General features: G+C 32.9%; 16 protein-coding genes. 14 read left to right on the forward strand and 2 right to left on the reverse strand.

Translation table 11 applies throughout. The features are described 5' to 3' along the window. The first annotated feature begins 262 nt into the window (after positions 1 to 262). Complete coding sequence (locus tag ABIN61_06925; protein ID MEO0293934.1) at positions 263 to 3,595, forward strand: malectin domain-containing carbohydrate-binding protein; 3,333 nt, start codon at positions 263 to 265, stop codon at positions 3,593 to 3,595. A gap of 155 nt (positions 3,596 to 3,750) precedes the next feature. Here the strand turns inward: ABIN61_06925 and ABIN61_06930 are convergent, their stop codons facing one another. After that, the gene (locus ABIN61_06930; protein MEO0293935.1) at positions 3,751 to 4,197 is read right to left on the reverse strand and encodes a flavin reductase family protein; all 447 of its coding nucleotides are present in this window, start codon (positions 4,195 to 4,197) and stop codon (positions 3,751 to 3,753) included. A 180-nt stretch (positions 4,198 to 4,377) separates the two neighbouring features. Between ABIN61_06930 and ABIN61_06935 the strand changes: the two genes are divergently transcribed. The 13 genes from ABIN61_06935 (at position 4,378) to ABIN61_06995 (ending at position 17,402) form a co-directional block, all read left to right on the forward strand. Then, positions 4,378 to 5,208 carry an AAA family ATPase gene (locus tag ABIN61_06935; protein MEO0293936.1) on the forward strand — a complete coding sequence of 277 codons (831 nt, stop codon included), beginning with the start codon at positions 4,378 to 4,380 and terminating at the stop codon, positions 5,206 to 5,208. After that, complete coding sequence (gene dapF, locus ABIN61_06940; protein ID MEO0293937.1) at positions 5,201 to 5,956, forward strand: diaminopimelate epimerase; 756 nt, start codon at positions 5,201 to 5,203, stop codon at positions 5,954 to 5,956. The genes ABIN61_06935 and dapF overlap by 8 nt, the downstream gene beginning before the upstream one ends. After that, positions 5,934 to 7,391, forward strand: a complete 1,458-nt coding sequence (gene guaB, locus ABIN61_06945) for an IMP dehydrogenase (GenBank protein MEO0293938.1) — start codon at positions 5,934 to 5,936, stop codon at positions 7,389 to 7,391. The genes dapF and guaB overlap by 23 nt, the downstream gene beginning before the upstream one ends. Before the next feature lie 14 nt (positions 7,392 to 7,405). Then, a complete protein-coding gene (hslV, locus tag ABIN61_06950) occupies positions 7,406 to 7,939 on the forward strand; it encodes an ATP-dependent protease subunit HslV (protein MEO0293939.1) in 534 nt (177 codons plus the stop codon). After that, positions 7,936 to 9,288 (forward strand): ATP-dependent protease ATPase subunit HslU, encoded by a 1,353-nt coding sequence (gene hslU / locus ABIN61_06955; GenBank protein ID MEO0293940.1) that lies wholly within the window; start codon positions 7,936 to 7,938, stop codon positions 9,286 to 9,288. The genes hslV and hslU overlap by 4 nt, the downstream gene beginning before the upstream one ends. 1 nt (position 9,289) lies before the next feature. Then, positions 9,290 to 9,595, forward strand: coding sequence for a VanZ family protein (locus ABIN61_06960; GenBank protein MEO0293941.1), 306 nt, complete (start codon positions 9,290 to 9,292; stop codon positions 9,593 to 9,595). 10 nt (positions 9,596 to 9,605) lie between these two features. Continuing rightward, entirely contained in the window at positions 9,606 to 10,859 is a 1,254-nt protein-coding gene (gene hisS / locus ABIN61_06965) for a histidine--tRNA ligase (protein ID MEO0293942.1), read from the forward strand. Continuing rightward, complete coding sequence (gene aspS, locus ABIN61_06970) at positions 10,853 to 12,565, forward strand: aspartate--tRNA ligase (protein ID MEO0293943.1); 1,713 nt, start codon at positions 10,853 to 10,855, stop codon at positions 12,563 to 12,565. Before hisS ends, aspS begins: the two co-directional genes overlap by 7 nt. Next, on the forward strand, positions 12,562 to 13,050 hold the full coding sequence (gene def / locus ABIN61_06975) for a peptide deformylase (protein MEO0293944.1): 489 nt from the start codon (positions 12,562 to 12,564) through the stop codon (positions 13,048 to 13,050). Before aspS ends, def begins: the two co-directional genes overlap by 4 nt. Beyond that, a complete protein-coding gene (gene argF / locus ABIN61_06980; protein ID MEO0293945.1) occupies positions 13,047 to 13,976 on the forward strand; it encodes an ornithine carbamoyltransferase in 930 nt (309 codons plus the stop codon). The genes def and argF overlap by 4 nt, the downstream gene beginning before the upstream one ends. Before the next feature lie 77 nt (positions 13,977 to 14,053). Further along, positions 14,054 to 14,635: a hypothetical protein gene (locus ABIN61_06985; protein ID MEO0293946.1), complete on the forward strand. Its 582-nt coding sequence runs from the start codon at positions 14,054 to 14,056 to the stop codon at positions 14,633 to 14,635. Positions 14,636 to 14,654: 19 nt separating this feature from the next. Beyond that, entirely contained in the window at positions 14,655 to 15,368 is a 714-nt protein-coding gene (mazG, locus tag ABIN61_06990; protein MEO0293947.1) for a nucleoside triphosphate pyrophosphohydrolase, read from the forward strand. After that, positions 15,369 to 17,402 (forward strand): T9SS type A sorting domain-containing protein, encoded by a 2,034-nt coding sequence (locus tag ABIN61_06995; protein ID MEO0293948.1) that lies wholly within the window; start codon positions 15,369 to 15,371, stop codon positions 17,400 to 17,402. 8 nt (positions 17,403 to 17,410) lie between these two features. Here the strand turns inward: ABIN61_06995 and ABIN61_07000 are convergent, their stop codons facing one another. Beyond that, complete coding sequence (locus tag ABIN61_07000) at positions 17,411 to 19,366, reverse strand: putative LPS assembly protein LptD (protein ID MEO0293949.1); 1,956 nt, start codon at positions 19,364 to 19,366, stop codon at positions 17,411 to 17,413. Positions 19,367 to 19,389 lie beyond the last annotated feature (23 nt).

Below are 19,389 nucleotides of genomic sequence, written 5' to 3' on the forward strand. Positions count from 1 at the left end.
GCTAAATTTTCAAAGAACCATTTATCAAATATACAATTTCTGTTCCAAAAATTAAGATATTGAATCCCAAATAGATAAAATTTTAAACAAATTGCATTTTGCAAGCTCTCTTTTGCAGAATACAAAAATTTTTCATTCGTAAAATTTTTATTACTTATTAATAAACAACGTTATTTTAAAGACAACTCTCTCTTTAGGCTTTTCCATTAAAAACTTCTCTTTTTTATTTGACATTTTTAGAAATTTTATTATAATTAAAGAGATGAAAAATAAAAATATTTTTATTCTCTTTTTATCTCTTTCTCTTTTAGGAAAAACAGATGGAACAACAGGCCTTCCTCTTGGAGGTGTAGGAACAGGAGCTATAAAATATAGCGCTTGTAGTGGAAAATTTACGGCAAATTTTCGAACCCCTACCAGAAATGGAGATTATCAGAACTTACCGAATACACAATTTCAACTATTCACTCAAAGAGGAGATTCAATATTGACTTGTGCCTTATTGAAAGCCCAAGAGATTAATGGAAGGGTAGATGATGATGCAGTTTTTCCTCTACATTGGGTAAACTTTGGAAAATGGAATAATGTAGGTGTAAAAATGACTGCCTATCTCCCCTATTACCCCGATTCTCTACCACTATTATGTCATCCAGGAGCAACATTTGAGTTTACAGTTGAAAATTTAGAAAGCTCTTATGTAACAGTCGCCATTGCCTTTCAAATCAATACACCTATTACACCAGTTGGAATCCCCGACACAGGACTTTTAGCAAGCGATTCATCTCTTGAACTCTGTCTTATTGGGAAAATACATAATGGTTCAGGTAATCTAACCTATGGAAATGACACCGGCTTTTTTACAAGTGGTCTTTGCAACAACACTCTTACGGGAACAACAAACCGTGTTGCAATAAGAGTCTCATTATCTTCATATGAAAAAAGAAGCCTTCGTTTTATTCTTGCATGGTACAAACCCAACGAAAAAGAACACTACCAATACACTAACTTCTGGAATAATGCTAAAGAGGTAGCTATCTCAGCGCTTCACAATTTTGATGCTTTTAAGAGTAAGGCTGAAGAACTAGTACTAAGAATGCGAAGTTCTAATCTACCTGAGTGGCTTATTGATCAAACTCTTAACTCAACAATTAATCTTATCAATAACAGTGTTTATTTTCAAGATGGTCGGTATTGCCACACTGAGGGACAGTGGAGTCCTGAAGGGACTATGGACCAAATGTGGCATGCAAGACAAATTTATACAATGATAAATCCCAATCTTGCCTGGCAGGAATTAAAATGGTGGGCCAGAACTCAACATATAATGAACTATCCTGGCCAAATTCATCACGATTTTGGAACAAATTTTAATTACTGCGAATGGGACGATACAGAACATCCTGATTACCGACCTATATATGAGTGGGTTGATTTGAATTGTGGGTTTATAATTTCTGTTTACGAGGCATTTATCGCAACCGCAGATTTGGATAAACTTTCTTATTTCTGGCCTTATCTAAAAAAAGCTGGGGAACGAATCCTTACCCAGGTCCAACTCTATGGGAGCTCAGAGTATCCTTATACTTTTGAAAGCTCTTTAAGTACCTACGATGCTGGTGGTAATTCCCAAGCTTACAATACTGGTCTATCAATTGTGGCTTATCAAATTATGAGTTATTTGGCAAAGATTATGGGAGAAGTGGAAATAGCAAGTATTTACCAAAATGCTTTTGAAGTCGCAGTGGAAAATTTTGAAAAGAGATGGTTAGATAACACTTATCCTTGTGGAATTTATTGTGAGAGTGCTTTAGGTGGTCCGTGGATTGCCAATTTCTTAAAATTCGATCCTTTCTGGGAGAAACAAAAATTGGACGCTCTTTATTATACACTTTTTAATTATTACGATCCTTTAAATAAAGGTCTAGGTTATCCAAATGGTTCTTACTCAGAATGGCAACCTTATCTCGTTGGGCATTTTGGAGGATTTTCTTTACAAACTCGTCGCTCTAATATATGGCTTCGGCTCCAAAAAGATATGTATGAACGAAACTATCTCAACAGAAATCTTGTGTTTAATGAACAGCTTGGAATTCCTCCAAAGGTTTCTTTGCCAACCTGGATAGCTACAAGTTCCTCTGGAACCAATCAGTATATTAGCATTCCTGTTTTATGGCGTAATTATTACAACTTAATAGGCTTTCATTACAACAAATATTCAAAAGAATTGTGGCTTGAACCCATTCTCTTTGACTCGTTAAATCACGAACTCCAAAATGCTCTAATAATCACTCCGGATGGTTATGCAAAAATAAGTTACACTACCTATGGTGATTCCTATCAAAATCAACAAATTGTTTTCATTCCGGACAACTCAATAGAGGTTTCATCTATTTATGTATGGGATCTGTATACCGATTCTATAGATATAGTCCAAGTAAATGGAATAAAGACTACCTATCTCCGCACTGGAAATGGAGATCAATCTCATTTAAAAATAAATTGGTCTGGAACAATAACCAATAGCGGCATTACCATTAAAATTGAGGGGAAAGCGAAACCAAGCATAGGAATTCCAGAACCTCCAGAAAATTTAAGAGGACTTACCTTAAATTCAAGTCAAATTCTCTTATCATGGAGTCCTGTAGAGGGAGAGAACATAGGTTATATTGTAGAGATAAACACAAAGGAAGGTTTTAAAACCCTCGATACAACCTCTGATACATCTTATTTGGAAACAGGTCTATTAAAAAACACAGCTTATAAATATCGGATTCGTTCATATAATACCCAACACATTTCTAATCCTACTAACGAACTTTTAGTGACAACAAAGGATGGAGGAAATGGCGAGGTAATTTTTGCCATAAATTCAGGAGGCGAAACTTATTTATCGAAAGATGGAATAGAATATATAAACGATGCTACCACAGGATGGGTTTCTGGTGGCTCTATTTACTCTACAACAAATCCTATAGAAGGCACTTTAGACGATAAACTTTACCAGAGCGAACGCTATGGCGATTTTAGTTATAATATTCCTCTTGAAAATGGTTTTTACGAGTTGGTATTAAAATTTGCCGAAATATATTGGGAAAATCCTGGAAGTAGAATATTTCATGTTGAGGCCGAAGGGGAACATCTCATCCGGAATCTAGACCTTCTTTTTAGGACAGAGAAGAATACAGCTTACGATGTGGTTATACCCGTAGAATTAAAAGACGGCGAACTAAACATTAATTTTATCACAAAAATTAATAATGCAAAATTAAGTGCTATGGAAATCAGAAAAGGAGAAGGAAATGTAAACAATCCCGACTCTTCCCAAATTCCTAAGCAATATTTTATCAAACAAAACTACCCAAATCCATTCAACTCAATCACTAATATTGACTTTGGCTTACCAGAAGAAACCCAAGTCAAAATAACCATTTACAATCTAATAGGGGAAAAATTGGCTATTATATTGGACGAGAAAAAAGAGGCCGGATACCATTCTATTACCTTCTCAGGAGCAAATCTTCCGAAAGGGGTTTATTTCTACAAAATCGAAGCAAACAATTTTTCCCAAACAAAAAAATTAATCCTAATTAAATAAAACCTATCTTATTAAACTTCATCTTTTAAAATACAAGTTATTTAATATCAAGCAATTAAATGTCTTAAGTTAATATATCAGTATAGCAAAACAAATAAAGGGTTTAATACGTTTTTAGCAATAAATCTGTTTAACTAGTTTATTTTTAATAAAATTCAGTAATCTTTTTCTTTATATACAAGAGGTTCATATTCTTTTCTTATAAACTCAGCTGCAACAATTTTTCCAACAATTAACTTTGTATCGTTGTAATCAAAAACTTTTTCTACCTCACAGTCGAATACCGCAATACAATCATTTAGAAGAGGAGAACCTGTCTTAAGTGTATGATAAGCTATATTTTTAAATTTATCAACTTTTTTACTTGATTGCCTACCAAATTTTCTAGCAATTTCTTCCTGTCCTTTAGCAAGAACACTTAAGCCAAATATCTTGGACTTCAATATAAGTTCTCTTGTATAACTCTGTGAACCAACACAAATTAGAATCCGATCCACATCAATTTGTGTGGCCCAAGCGACTGCAAGACCACTAAATTTCCCTTCGTATTTAGTGCAAACTATATTCACACCATGTGTCAACATATCATATCTAAGTTTCATCTTTAATCCCTTTTTAAATTCTCCTAAAATAATGTTCTAAAATAAAATTTTGTCAACCTTTTATTTTCTAATTTTCTAAAACTTCTTTATTCAAAATTCTTCAACCTCAAAAATATAAAAAGAACTTTGTCTTAATCCTTGACAAAAAAATTTTTTGCTTATATTTATTTTATAAAATAAATGGATTACGAAAGCTTTTTTGGATTAAAAGAGAAGCCTTTTTCTACTTCTCCAGATGAGAGGTTTTATTATGATAGCCCTCAGCATTCTAAGGCTTTAAAAAAGATCCTTCATTGTATTGATAATAGATTAGGGCTTTCTCTTTTAGTAGCTGATATAGGAATGGGAAAAACAACATTGGCAAGAAGATTACTTAATATGCTATCCTCTGATGAATCTTATGAGGTTTCTCTTCTAATAGTAATACATCCAGATGTCTCAGCTGGATGGTTTCTTAAAAAAATTTCTTTACAATTAGGGGTTGAAGATAAAGGAGATGATAGAGAAAAAATAATTACTGGATTATATGACAAATTGCAGGAGTATTATGAAAAAAAGAAGAAAGTTGCAGTATTAATAGATGAAGGAAATATGCTTAGAAAAAAAGACACAATGGAAGAAATTAGAGGTCTTCTTAATATTGAAGCTGATTCTCATCACCTTTTGAACTTTGTAATTTTTGGCTTACCAGAAATGGAAGAGAATCTCAAACAAGATGAAGCTTTATACGAAAGAACTGCTGTAAGAACAACTCTCCAACCTTTAGATCTCCCCACCGTAAAAGAATATATAGCTCATCGTATTAAAGTTGCAGGAGGAAGCTCTATGCCTTTTACTGAAGCTTCTTTAAATTTAATTCATAAATTTTCAAGAGGAAAGCCAAGATCTATCAATATAATATGTGAAAATGCCTTATTAGAGGCTTTCCTCGAAAAGAAGAAAGTGATAGAACCTGAAATAATGAATGTGGTATTAAAAGACTTAGGACTTTTGGAGGAAAAAAATGGTTAACTTTATAAAAGGAGAAGGAGGAGGAAACGATTTTGTCCTAATGAATTATAATCCAAAATATGATTATTCTAAACTTGCCGTTTGGATATTAAATAGAAGATATGGAGTTGGGGGAGATGGTCTTGTTGTAATGAATGGAAAAAAAATGAAATTTTACAATCCAGACGGAAGCAACGTCCCTTTCTGCGGGAATGCAGTAAGAGTTTTCTTTCGTTTGTTATATATGAAAGGAAAGGTAAAAGAAAAAGATGAAATTGAAACAGAATCAGGGATTGTTCAGCTTGTTTATAATAAAAATGGAACTGTATCAGCTCTTATGCCTCCTTTAAAAATTTTAGAAAGAAGAAAAAAAGGAGCTATTGTTGAATGCGGTGTTCCCCACTATGTAATTCCTGTAAACGATGTAGACAAAATTAATCTCCAGATAGATGGGCCTAAACTCTCGAACGCTATCCCTGGAAGAAATAATGTAGATTGGTTCAGAGAAGAAAATGGCTTCGTTTATATGAGAGTTTTTGAACGAGGTGTAGAGGGAGAAACTCTTTCCTGCTCTTCAGGAATTGCCTCCGTATCATTCTTTGTAATGGAGGAAACTGGAAAAAATAAACTTAAAGTTAAAATGAGAGGTGGAGAATTTGAAACAGAAAGAGAAAGTGAAAATAGACTCTGGCTTACTGGAGAAGCAAACATTGTATTTAAAGGTAGTTTACTGAAAGGAGTTCCTTTTGCCAAGAGAGAAAAAACTTGATATAGGGTTAACATTTGGAGACGTTCTATTAGAACCTGGGTATTCTGAAGTTCTACCCCAGGAGGTAGATATTAATAGTAAATTCAGCAGAAATATCGGCCTTAAACTTCCCATTGTATCTGCAGCTATGGATACTGTAACAGAAGAAGAAATGGCAATTGCAATTGCTTTACAAGGGGGCCTCGGAATTATTCACAGAAACCTATCAATAGAAGCACAAGCAAACCAAGTAAGAAAGGTGAAAAGATTTGAAAGCGTTCTCATCCCTGATCCTATAACAGTTAGCCCCTCCTTTACAATTCGTGAAGTTAAGGAAATAATGAAAGCTTATAAAATTTCTGGAGTTCCGGTAGTTAGTGAGGACGGCAGATTGAAAGGTATAATAACAAAAAGTGATTTAATATTTGAAGAAGATGAAACAAAAAAAATTAAAGAAATTATGACACCAAGGGAAAAATTGATTACAGGAGAAAAAGGCATTTCAATAGAAAAAGTAAAAGAATTATTTAGAAAACATAAAGTAGAAAAACTTCCTTTAGTGGATAATGATGACCGCTTAGTAGGTCTGATCACCCTTAGAGATATTTTAAAAAGAAAAGAATTTCCAAGAGCTAACATAGATGAGGAAGGACGCCTTTATTGCGGTGCAGCTGTAGGTGTTGGAGAAGATACTATAGATAGAGCCAAAGAACTTCTTTCTGCAGGAGTTGATTGCCTCGTTATAGACACAGCTCATGGTTACACTAAAAAAGTCTTTGAAGTAACAAAAAAATTACGAAAAATCTGTGATAAAGATCTTATTGTTGGGAACGTAGTGACTGAGGAAGCAGCAAAAGAGCTATTAAAACTTGATGTAGATGGTATAAAAGTAGGGGTTGGGCCTGGCTCTATTTGTACAACCAGAGTCATAAGTGGCATAGGTGTACCCCAATTAACTGCTATTCAGAGAGTAGCAAAAGCTGTAAAAGGTAAAGTTCCTATAATAGCTGATGGAGGAATTGTCTTCTCGGGAGACATTACTAAAGCGCTTGCTGGAGGAGCAGATTCTGTTATGATAGGAAATCTCCTCGCAGGAACAGATGAAGCTCCTGGAGAATCCATGCTTTTAGAAGGGAGAAGATTCAAAGTTTATAGAGGAATGGGTTCTATTGATGCAATGGAAAAGGGAAGCAAAGATCGTTATTTTCAAACAGGAAAATTAGTTCCTGAGGGAGTTGTTTCTCGGGTCCCTCACAAAGGCCCAGTGAGTGAGGTTCTCTTCCAACTTGAAGGAGGTCTTAGAGCAGGTATGGGTTATGTAGGCGCAAGAAATATAAAAGAATTAAGGAAAAAGGCAAAATTTATTCGGGTAACCACAGCTGGTCTTACAGAAAGCCATCCTCACAATGTAAAAATAATAAAAGAACCTCCAAATTATGAAGTTTTAGAAGACTAAATGGAGCTCCGAAAATGATCTTACATGGAACAACAATCTTAGGTGTTAGAAAAGATGGAATTGTCGCTATGGGGAGTGATGGACAGGTCACATTTAACGAAACAATACTAAAAGCTAACGCAAAAAAAATACAGGTTCTAAGAGAAGGAGAAGTTCTTGTAGGTTTTGCAGGTTCTGTTGCAGATTCACTAACTCTATGCTCTATGTTTGAAGAACAAATAAATAAATACCCAAAAAATATTTCTAAAGCAGTTATTGAATTTGCAAAGCAATGGAGAAAAGATAAATATCTAAGAAGATTAGAAGCTCTTCTTGGAGTAATGAATAAAGAAGAATCTTTTATTTTATCTGGAAGTGGAGAAGTAATTAGACCGGATGATGGTCTAATAGGGATAGGTTCAGGAGGAGCATATGCAATATCAGCAGCAAGGGCTTTAATAAGATATTCTTCTCTAGACGCCCCTTCAATTGTCGAGATATCAATAAAACTCGCTTCTGAAATTTGCGTTTATACAAATGATAACATTTCAATAGAGGTGATAAAATGAAAGAAATAGAAGAATTCAAATTAGAAGATGAAACAAAAGATGAATTAGATATAAAACCAAAAGATATTGTTAGGGAGTTAGATAGATATATAATAGGACAAGACGAGGCAAAAAAAGCTGTAGCAATTGCTATTAGAAATCGATGGAGAAGGCAAAAAGTTGAAGAGTCTATGAGGAAAGAAATATATCCAAATAACATAATAATGATTGGACCAACAGGTGTGGGTAAAACTGAAATCGCAAGACGCTTATCCCTTATAATAAAGGCTCCATTTATAAAAACAGAAGCTACGAAATTTACTGAGATTGGTTATGTGGGAAGAGATGTGGAATCAATGGTGAGAAGTCTAATGGATGTAGCAGTCAAGATGGTTCAATCAAAGAAAAGAGAAGAGGTTTGGGAAAAAGCTTCAAAACTTGCAGAAGAAAAACTTTTGGACTTACTTGTCCCTTCCAGTGATGAATCTATGAAAGAAACAAGAGAAAAAATGAGAATCAGATTAAGAAATGGAGAATTTGAAGATAGAAAAGTAGAATTAGATCTTAAAAAACAAGATTTACCTTTCATTGAAATTCTTGGAGCTGTTGGTCCTGAACAATTCACTGTAGGAATTCAAGACGCCTTCTCTACTCTAATGCCTAAATCAACCAAGAAAAAATTCGTAACTGTTAGAGAAGCAAGGGAAATATTTATAAAAGAAGAGGCTGATAAACTTATAGATAGAGACGAAGTTATCGAAGAAAGCAGAAGAAAAGTAGAAAACTTAGGCATAATATTTATTGATGAGATAGACAAAATTATAGGTTCTGACTCTAAGGTTGGACCTGATGTTTCTCGTCAAGGAGTTCAACGAGATCTCCTCCCTCTTGTAGAAGGAACAACTGTTAACACTAAATATGGACCTGTAAATACAGATCACATTCTATTTATTTCTGCTGGGGCTTTTTCTTCCTCCTCACCTTCAGATCTTATTCCAGAATTACAGGGTAGATTTCCTATTAGAGTTGAATTTAAAGACCTTACAAAGGAAGACTTTAGAAGAATTCTTATTGAACCTGAGAACTCTTTAGTGAAACAATACAAAGCTTTGTTTAAAGCTGAAGGATATGAACTTGAATTTACCGAAGGAGCTCTCACTTTAATTGCAGAATACTCAAAAAGAGCAAATGAAATTAGTGAAAATATTGGTGCAAGAAGGCTCCAAACTGTTATGAATCTTTTACTGGAGGACTTTCTCTTTGAAATACCTGATCTACCGCAAAAGAAAATTATAATAGATGAAGATTATGTCAGAAAAGAGTTAGAAAAGATCGTAAGTGACGAAAAACTAAGCAGATACATTTTATAAAATGAAAAAAATCCCTTTTTTAATCTGGCTCTTGGTTATTATTACAGTTACTTCTTTACCACAAAAAACATTTCTTCCTTCTAATAGAGGTTTGGACAAAGTTTTTCATTTTTTTCTTTACTCTACTCTCACTCTCTTTTTCTTTTTAGGTTTTGATAAAAAGAGTTGGAAATATTTAATATTCATTGTGATTTTCGCTGGAATAGATGAAATTCACCAATATTTAATTGGAAGTAGGACCCCAAGTTTTTATGATTTCCTCTCAAACTTCTCTGGAATAATCTTTACTTTTCTAACTCTCAAATGAGGAAATAAAAATGGGGTTGGATTTTATTTTTAAAAATGTGAAAGGAACAAGAGATATTTTACCTGAAGAAGTAATAAAGTGGAAGAAAGTTGAATCTGCTATAGAGAAAAAAATGAAAAGTTATAATTTCCAAGAAGTTAGATTACCAACATTCGAACTTACAGAACTTTTCAAGAAATCCACAGGAGAAACCACTGACATTGTAAAAAAAGAAATGTTTACTTTCGAAGATATGGGAGGCAGAAGCATTACTTTAAAACCAGAAGGCACTCCTTCAATTGTGAGAATGTTTATTCAACATGGGCTCTTTACAAAAGGAATGATTCAAAAATTTTATTACATTGAACGAATGTTTAGACAGGAAAGACCACAAAAAGGAAGATATCGTGAGTTTAACCAATTTGGGGCTGAAGTTATAGGATCTTCTTTTCCAGAAACTGATGTAGAATTAATAAAGAGTGCATTAGACATTTTTGAGGAATTAAACATTAAAGGAATTACTCTAAATATAAATTCAATTGGATGCCAAAGTTGTAGAAAAAATTTTTCTATTAAACTAAAAGAAAACTTAAGAAAAAAGTTAGAGAATCTTTGCGAAGATTGCAAAAGAAGATATTCAGAAAATCCTATTAGAATCCTAGATTGTAAAAAAGATAAAGATAAATTAATGAATGTCCCTGTCCCCATAGATTTCCTTTGTGAAGAATGTAGGAATCACTTTGAGGAACTCAAAGAACTTCTTACAAAACTAAAAATTAATTTTATTATTAATACTCATCTGGTTAGAGGTCTTGATTATTACACAAAAACTGTATTTGAGTTTACTCATTCCAAACTTGGAGCACAAAATGAAGTGGGTGGAGGAGGAAGATATGATGGTCTTATTAAGTTTTTAGGAGGAAAAGATATCCCTGCTTCAGGCTACGCGATTGGAATAGATAGACTAGTTCTACTTTTAAAAGATTCAGAAAAAGAGAGTAAATCAAACTTAGATGTATATTTAGTAACTTTTGATAAGGAGTCTAATATTTTGGCTTTGAAAGTTATGGATGAGTTAAGAAAAATTGGATTATCTTGTGATAAAGATCCTATGAATAGAAGTCCTAAAGCCCAGCTTAGAGAAGCTGATAGACAAAACGCCAAATGGGTTATTTTAATAGGAGAAGATGAACGAAAAAAGGGAGTTTTAAAGCTGAAGAATATGCAAAGTGGAAAACAGGAAGAAATTCCTTTAAATGAGATTATAAAGAGGCTTCAATGTTAAGAGATGTAAATTGTGGTGAATTAAGAGCAAAAGATGCAGGTAGAATTGTAAAAATTGCAGGATGGGTTAGAAAAATAAGAGACCATGGAGAAATAATCTTTGTGGATCTCTGGGATAGATACGGTATAACTCAAATTGTATTTTCAAGCGAAAAGCTACCTATTCAAGAAGTAAAAAGAATCTCCTTAGAATGGGTGATTTTGGTGCAAGGAGAAGTTAGAAAAAGACCTAAGGACATGATTAATAAAAATATAGAAACAGGAGAAATAGAAGTTTACGCTTCAAATTTTGAGGTTTTAAATCCATCTGAAGTTCCTCCATTTGTGGTTCAAGAGGAGATCCAAGCAGAAAAAGAGTTAAGATTTAAATATAGATATCTTGACCTAAGAAGAAAAAAAGCTATTAGCAATTTTATCTTACGACATAAGTTAATGCAGATCGCAAGGGAAGTTTTTAATAAAAAAAATTTCATCGAAGTGGAAACCCCAATCCTTGCAACACCAACTCCTGAAGGTGCTCGGGACTTCCTTGTCCCATCCAGATTACAAAAAGGAAAATTCTATTCTCTTGCTCAATCTCCACAACTATATAAACAAATCCTTATGGTTGCAGGATTTGATAGATATTACCAAATTTCAAAATGCTTTAGAGATGAAGATATGAGAGGAGATCGGCAGCTGGAATTCACTCAAATAGATTTTGAAATCTCCTTCGCTGAAAGAGAAGATATTTTGAAAATTGTAGAAGAATTAATCTCTGCTTTCTTTAAAGAAAGTTTAAAAGAAGAACTATCTACCCCATTCCCTAGACTCACTTATAGAGAAGCGTTAAATAAATATGGGACTGATAAGCCAGATTTAAGGAATCCTCTTTTAATAGTTGACTATTCTAAAGAAGCCAAAAGTGGAGAGTTTGGCATTTTTAATAAGGCAAAACAAATAAAAGGAATAAAAACAAAATCCTTATTCACTCGTAGCGAAATAAGTTATTTTGAAAAAATAACAAAAGAAGCTGGAGCTAAAGGTCTTTTGTTTTTAATCAATGAAGGTGGAAATTACAAAGGTCCTTTTGCAAAATACTTCAAAAATCTTGAGATTTTTAAATTGGAGAAAGGCGAAACACTTTTTCTTTTAGCTGGAGAAAGTGAAAAGGAAGTCCTTATACCTCTCGGAACTTTAAGAATTAAACTTGGAGAGGAGTTGTCTATTATCAAAAAAACTTGGAGCCCTTTATGGGTAACGGACTTCCCAATGTTTGAATGGGATGAACAAAATAAAACTTGGACTCCTTCTCATCACATCTTTACAGAACCGTTAAATCCAGAAGATTTAGAAAAGGATCCTGAAAAATTGATTGGGAATCAGTATGATCTTGTTCTTAATGGAATAGAATTAGGCTCAGGTAGCATTAGAGCGCATAAAATAGAAACCCAATTAAAACTATTAAAAGTTCTTGGGATGAGCGAAGAGGAAGCATGGAAAAAATTTGGTTTTTTACTTAAAGCTCTTTCTCTCGGAGCCCCTCCCCATGGTGGTTTTGCTTTAGGTTTTGATAGAATATGTATGCTTCTCGCAAAAGAAGAATCAATAACAGACGTAATTGCTTTTCCTAAAACATTAAGTGGACTTGGACTTATGGAAAGTTCTCCGGGTAAAGTTACTGAGGAAGAACTAAAAGAATTAAATATAACAATAAAAGAACAATGAGTAGAATAAGAATTTATCCAGATTTAATTTTAAAAGAAAAAGCAAAAGAAGTTAAGGATTTTTCAAACATTCATTATCTTATAGAAGAGATGATTAAGGTTATGGAAGAAGAAAAAGGTATAGGACTTGCCGCCAATCAAATAGGAGTTGCAAGTCAAGTTCTTGTAGGAAAACAAGATAAAAACGAAAAACCAATAATAATTATAAATCCAACAATTATAGAGGCAAGCGGAGAGGACTTAATGGCAGAAGGTTGTCTATCTATACCCGGAGTATCTGTCGAAATCTCAAGAGCTCAGATTGTTTTGGTAAGAGGATTTAATGAAGATGGAAAAGAAATTGAATTTAGAGGAGAAGGTCTCGTAGCAAGAATGCTTCAACACGAAATAGAACACTTAAATGGCATCTTAATTGTAGACCATCTTCCAAGAAAAGAATTTTTAAAGTTTCAGATGGAATATGGGAAAAAAAAGGAGGAAAGATGAAGAAGGATTTTATCTCTATTAGAGATATAAACGAGCAGGAATTTTTAAATATAATAAAAGAAACTGATACCCTAAAAAAAGAGAAGAAAAAAATAATTGAAAAATCTCCTTTAAAAGGGAAGGTATTAGCTATGATTTTTGAAAAGCCTTCTCTTAGAACTAGAGTGACTTTTGAAGTTGGAATTTACGAACTTGGCGGAACTGCAATATATCTTTCTCCTCAAGATATAGGAATTGATAAAAGAGAAACTGTTGAAGATATTGGACAAAATCTCTCAAGGTGGGTTTCAGGAATAATGGCAAGAACTTTCGCTCACTCCACTGTAGAAAGACTCGCTAAAGCCTCCAGAGTTCCTGTAATAAATGGACTATCCGATTTAGAACATCCCTGTCAAATTATCGCAGATTTCTATACAATTTATGAAAAGAAAGGAGATCTCCGAAAAATAAAATTAGCATTTATTGGAGATGGAAATAATGTCTGCAATTCAATGCTTTTAGCAGCCGGCCTTATGGGGGTGGATTTCAGAGTAGCCCATCCAAAGGGATATGAACCTAATGAAGAAATCTTAAAAAAAGCAAAGGAATTATCTACAAAATCTAACGGTTCTATTATTCTTACTAATAATCCAAAAGATGCCGCGGAAGGAGCAGATGTAATATACACTGATGTTTGGACATCAATGGGTTTCGAAAGTGAAGCTAAGAAAAGGAGAAAAGCCTTCGCTTCTTTTCAGGTAAATAAAGAAATTGTTGCTTGCGCAAAAAAAGATTTTATTTTTATGCATTGTCTACCTGCTAAAAGAGGTGAAGAAGTAACTCCAGATGTAATAGATGGCCCAAATTCTATAGTCTTTGATCAAGCTGAAAATCGCCTTTATGCCCAACAAGCTTTGCTAATAAAATTATTAGGAAATTCTAAATAAGATTAAAAAACAACACGCTTGACAGAAAAAGATATTATTGTAATATTCTCTCTAACAAGAAGGAGAAAAGAAAAAATATGAAATTTTTTAAATACTTACTTCTCCTATCTTTACTTTTTTCTTTTGAGGTCATAAGTTGTAGAAAAAATACTCAAAAAGAAGAAAGCTTTACTTTCATTGAGAAAGAAGAATTTAAAGACCTCTTACTAAACGAAAAAGAAGTTAAATCTTTTATTAAAGCTTTCCCTGTGGCAAAAAGGATTATGAAAGAGAAAGAAGAGTCTCTTGAAGATCTGTTCAGTAATAAAACTATTCTTCTAAAAATTTCTAATTTAGAAAAAAACCTCCTGAAAGAACTTGACAAAGCTCTAAGAAAATATGGATTTACTGGTGAAAGTTTCTTCAAAACCTCTTATAAAATATTAGGATGTTTCACTTATATGCAGATAGAAGAAAGCCAAAAAGAAAATATAAAAAATATGGAAAAACTGCTTGATAATCCTAATATTTCTAAAAGACAAAAAGCAGAGATAGAAAAAGACCTTAAAGAGCTAAAAGGACTAGAAGAGACAGATGAAATGAAAGCTCATAAAGAAAACTGGAAAATTTTGGGAAAATATAAAGAAGAAATTTCTAAACTTTTTTCCTCAGCAAGTTAATTTCTTTACTTTTAATCCTATGGATAAATTTTTAGATTTAGTAAGAATTTTAAGAAAAAAATGCCCTTGGGATAGAGAACAGACTTTAGAAAGTTTAATCCCTCAACTCATAGAAGAAACCTACGAACTTAACTCTGAAGTATCTAAAAAAGACATAGAAAAAATTATTGAAGAATATGGAGATATCCTTCTGACAGTCCTTATGATGGGTGTTATTTTGGAAGAAAAAGGGATCAGCCTTAAAAAAATCTTAAAAAGAGTTTCTAAGAAAATGATTGAACGGCATCCCCATGTTTTTGGAAATGAAAAAGCAACTTCTTCAGAGGAAGTCCTTGAAAAATGGGAAAAAATAAAAGCAAAAGCTTGGAAAATTGGGAGAGGATTACCAGCTCTTCTTCGTTCAGCTAAAATTCAGAAAAGAGCTTCAAGAAAAGGGTTTGACTGGGAAAATATTCAAGGTGTGTTTGAAAAAATAGAAGAAGAACTAACAGAACTTAAAAACTCAAAAGACAAAGAAGAAAAAATAGAAGAATTGGGTGACATACTTTTCGCAGTCGCACATCTTGGAAATTTTCTAAATATTAACCCAGAAATCGCCTTACAAAGAGCGAATGATAAATTTGAAAAACGCTTTTACAAACTTGAGAAATTATTAAAAAATAGGAAAATAAAAGAGCTTTCCCAAGAAGACCTCGAAACAATCTGGGAAAAAGTTAAAAATAACAGTGATTAAATGTTACTATTTTTACTTTCAATAACAGTAAATAAAAGCAATCTTTATTTAGAAACTCGCCTCTTTAATAATAGTGCTTATTCAGATTATATTTATATAACAACTGACGAAGGAGGCATTCTTTCTTTTAATCCTGAAGATAGTTCATGGGCCACAATAAATTCTATTTCCGGTCTCCCCTCTAACAAAACAAAAGAGATTTTCATAAGAGGAGATTCTGTTTTTGTTCTTCTAAATGGAGGCATCGTAATTCTCAATAAAAGACTAGAAAGAATAAATTTCCAGGAAATAAATTCTCTATTTTTCTCAGACACCTCCATCTATACAATCAAGATAAATAAAGATAAAGTTCTTCTCGGATCCTCAAGAGGAATTCAGTGGTTTAACTTAAAAGATTTTGGCGCTCTTTCCAAAAAAGTAGAAAATAAAGATTATGGCTTTAAAGTTTTTGAAATCTTACCCCTTGACACTTGTTTTTTAGTCGGAACAAATAGAGGTGTTTACAAAATATCTTCTAATTTAAACGATACACTATTGATTAAACCCTTAGGAGAAACTTATTCTATTTTAGTTTCTCATCTTGGAATCTGGGCTGGTGGAAGTTGGGGATGCAAAGAAATTTTATCTGATACAGGGAGTTTTTCGGAATACACAGTTCGGGACATTAAAGAAATAGATGAAAAGATTTACATAGGAACAAATGGAGGGCTTTATAAGTGGAGCGGAAATATTTGGGAAAAGATTTACGGAGGAGATATTAGAGGATTTTATAAGGTTTCTGATTCTTTAGCTTTAGTTGTAAGAGGAGAAGGAATTTTATTTGAAGGAACCTCTAATTTTATTTACCCTCCGGGAATCTCTTCAAATTTAGTAACAGACTTAACTCAAACTCCAGATGGTAAAATTTATGTGGTTCATAAATTTAGTAGAAGTATTTCTGTATTCGATGGAAAAAAATGGAAAATAGTGAATAGAAGAAATAACTGGAACCTTCCTGGAGGCTATCTTTTTAATATAGAATCCGACTCCAAAGGTAGAATATATTTAGGACTTTGGTATTGGTTTGAAAAAGATGATACTTCCCACATTCCTGTTATATTTTGTTGGGAGCCAAATAAAGATACAATGCCATACCCAATACTTCCACCTCTTTATGGTAGAACTATTAGTGGAATGCTCATAGATAAAAACGATAACTTATGGATAGGAATTATACGAAAAGACGGGAGTTATGTCTTAAGAATGCAAAGAACAAACGAAAATTCTTTTGATTGGAGAATATACCAAGATCCTGAAGTTAAATGGAAAAGGGTGTTTGCTGAAGGAATAGAAGGAATTTATTGTGGAAATTCTCCCACAGATGGTGGAGCAGGTATTCACATATTAAAAGAGGACGGAAGGTGTATAAAAATAAGAGGAAATCTTGGTTCAAGCACAACTTCAATGACTTCAGATCTAATAGGGAATATATGGGCTGGTTTAGAAAATGGACTTGTATATATTGTTGGAGAAAGTATTGAAAGAAGTTATTCTACAGGAAAGATTGATGGATTAGCTACTGATTATAAAAAAGGAGTTTGGTGTTATAACTCTACAACAGGTTTAAGTTATCTTTCTCCCAATGGAAGTTGGGAATCTTTACCTTCAGAATTAAAGAATTTAGAACCATTTGATCTAAAAGATGTCATTTCTCCTCTTCACATTCTTGAACGCAATAAACTTTTTATTTGCACTTATAAGGGATTATATGAATTTGAGTTAAATCTTAACGAAAAGGATCTCTACAAAGTAGATGTTTATCCAAATCCATTCAATGCTTCTATTAATGAAGAGCTTCACTTTTCTGCAAGAAACCTTGGAGGAAAAGAAATTTTAATTTACGATTTAACTGGGAATAAAAAAGGCTCCTATAAAGTTCCTCAAGGTGAAAACGATTTCTCAATAATTATTGATCTTCCTTCAGGGTTATACATTTATCTTGTAGTAACTAATGGTGAAGTAATTGGAAGGGGTAAATTTGTTGTTGTGCGTTAAATCATAAATTAAGGCATTAATCCCCCCAGAGTCTCTCTTGTTATTTTAACTTCAGGAATACCCTTTAACTCAAAACTTAATCTATAATCCCAATCTTCTCCAAACTTATTTACAGACATTAAAATACGCCAACAATGCAAATCTCGGTTAAGATCCACACTTGTGTTTGTAATTTTATTTCTTTCAAAATCATAATGAGCATTAACCCTTAAAATCCAATTAGGAGTAGGATTAAACCCTACTCCTAAATCAGCTTGTTGGATGCGAGACTCCTTAGTAAAATCAATCGAATGTCTTAGATAAAGATCAAAAGGATTACCCTCAACATTACTTCTAAATTCTAAGTAAGTATTAACTCTTTTAGATCCAAACTCCTTTCCCTTTATATCATAAGAAGTAGAATAATCTTGTTTCAAAAAATCTCCTATCCAAAAACTTCCGTTAATAGATATAGGAGAAAATTCCTTTTCCTTTTGACGATAGTTAGTGGAAAAGTTTATTGAGGCAAAATCATATCTTTTATCTCTGATCTTACATTGAAATAAGTTTGAAAGAGAGAGAATAAATGACCTTTGCCCATAAGGAAGAGAAAACTCGGCAATTGGAGAAACCTCAACTTCTTTTGGGTAAGGAGCATAAGAGAAAGAAACCGAAGGAGTAACAATATGCCTAAACTTACTTATAGGAGGAATCCCAAAAAAGGAAACTCCATATATATTTGTTTTTATTGCCATAGAAGACTCCCAGTGGTTAATTGTAATATTCTCTCTTTCATAATAATCACTCTCACCAGAAATCCCCATATTTAAATTGAAAATATACAAATTAAAATTTAAATTGGTTCTTCCAGAGAAACCAGAAGCCCAGTGATTAGTTTCATCTCTAACAAACTTATAAAAACTTCTAAAATTAACAAAACCTATCTTAAATGTTGGAAAAGTTAAATTAACTGAAGGCCATCTTTTATAAATTTCCTCTGTAGTAAGATTTTCGCGATGATCGAGAACAAAATCTGTTCTTGCCCCTAAAATTTCTCCATTCCATGATAAACTATAATTTATCTCTTTCTCTAGAATTTTTTCAACTTCTCCAGGCTCATAGTCCTTTGTATAATCTCTATCAGACTCCAACCTCGTATCAGCATTCAACCGAATCCCCCACATTTCTCCTTTAGTATTCCCTCTTATCAACCATCTCTCTTTTCCACTTTCTCTCTCTTTAATATAACTACCACTGAAATCTCCAATACTATAAGGAAGCAAATTCCATCTAAACTCGTCAATATGGAAGCTAATACCCTTTTTAGTATAATAATTTGAGTAAAAAATAAGATCTGCGTGGGGGCCTAAAGTTTGATACCACCCTATTTTCTTTATGTAATTTCCTCCATAAAAAGAAGTCCCAAACTCAGGCCTTAATAATCCTGAAGCTCTTTCCTTTTTTATTGATTGAAAATAAAACGGGACAAAGAAAACAGGAATATCTTGCACCAAAAGGATAACAGGCTCAGCTACTAAACTCTCATCAATATTAATTCGCATCCTTGGAGAATAAAACCAGTAATGGGGAGGATCAAGTTCACAAGTTGTGTAATATCCATCCTTTATTTTTAAACTTCCTTCTTTAAAGTATCTAATTCTTTTCCCAAAAAACCAACCATTCTCTACCTCTGTCTTTGCCTGATAAGCATCTCCAATTTCTCTATCCACATCATAACTCATTTCTTTTGCCTTTATTTCACTACTTCCATCATTAAAAACAACTTCTCCTTTAGCGGTCAGTTTTTTTTTATTTAAATCATATAAAATACTATCGGCAGAAAGACTTAATTTACCTTGGTTTGTTTTCGCATTTCCATAAATTAAAACAAAAGAAGAGTCAACATTAAAGAAAATTCTATCTCCAGAATAAATGAAAATTTCCTCAGAATTGGAAAGAAAAAATAAAAGAATAAAAAAGCCCATAAAGCTTAGAAAATGAAAAACAT

This window comes from candidate division WOR-3 bacterium, from assembly GCA_039804165.1.
In the GTDB taxonomy this organism is placed as follows: Bacteria; Hydrothermota; UBA3072; order UBA3072; family UBA3072; genus JAFGHJ01.

Excerpts from the sequence above, each read along its gene's own strand:
- ABIN61_06925 (MEO0293934.1), top strand. The coding sequence starts at position 263 with ATGAAAAATAAAAATATTTTTATTCTCTTTTTATCTCTTTCTCTTTTA.
- ABIN61_06930 (MEO0293935.1), bottom strand. The coding sequence starts at position 4,197 with ATGAAACTTAGATATGATATGTTGACACATGGTGTGAATATAGTTTGC.
- ABIN61_06935 (MEO0293936.1), top strand. The coding sequence starts at position 4,378 with ATGGATTACGAAAGCTTTTTTGGATTAAAAGAGAAGCCTTTTTCTACT.
- dapF (MEO0293937.1), top strand. The coding sequence starts at position 5,201 with ATGGTTAACTTTATAAAAGGAGAAGGAGGAGGAAACGATTTTGTCCTA.
- hslV (MEO0293939.1), top strand. The coding sequence starts at position 7,406 with ATGATCTTACATGGAACAACAATCTTAGGTGTTAGAAAAGATGGAATT.
- hslU (MEO0293940.1), top strand. The coding sequence starts at position 7,936 with ATGAAAGAAATAGAAGAATTCAAATTAGAAGATGAAACAAAAGATGAA.
- ABIN61_06960 (MEO0293941.1), top strand. The coding sequence starts at position 9,290 with ATGAAAAAAATCCCTTTTTTAATCTGGCTCTTGGTTATTATTACAGTT.
- hisS (MEO0293942.1), top strand. The coding sequence starts at position 9,606 with ATGGGGTTGGATTTTATTTTTAAAAATGTGAAAGGAACAAGAGATATT.
- aspS (MEO0293943.1), top strand. The coding sequence starts at position 10,853 with ATGTTAAGAGATGTAAATTGTGGTGAATTAAGAGCAAAAGATGCAGGT.
- def (MEO0293944.1), top strand. The coding sequence starts at position 12,562 with ATGAGTAGAATAAGAATTTATCCAGATTTAATTTTAAAAGAAAAAGCA.
- argF (MEO0293945.1), top strand. The coding sequence starts at position 13,047 with ATGAAGAAGGATTTTATCTCTATTAGAGATATAAACGAGCAGGAATTT.
- ABIN61_06985 (MEO0293946.1), top strand. The coding sequence starts at position 14,054 with ATGAAATTTTTTAAATACTTACTTCTCCTATCTTTACTTTTTTCTTTT.
- mazG (MEO0293947.1), top strand. The coding sequence starts at position 14,655 with ATGGATAAATTTTTAGATTTAGTAAGAATTTTAAGAAAAAAATGCCCT.
- ABIN61_06995 (MEO0293948.1), top strand. The coding sequence starts at position 15,369 with ATGTTACTATTTTTACTTTCAATAACAGTAAATAAAAGCAATCTTTAT.
- ABIN61_07000 (MEO0293949.1), bottom strand. The coding sequence starts at position 19,366 with ATGGGCTTTTTTATTCTTTTATTTTTTCTTTCCAATTCTGAGGAAATT.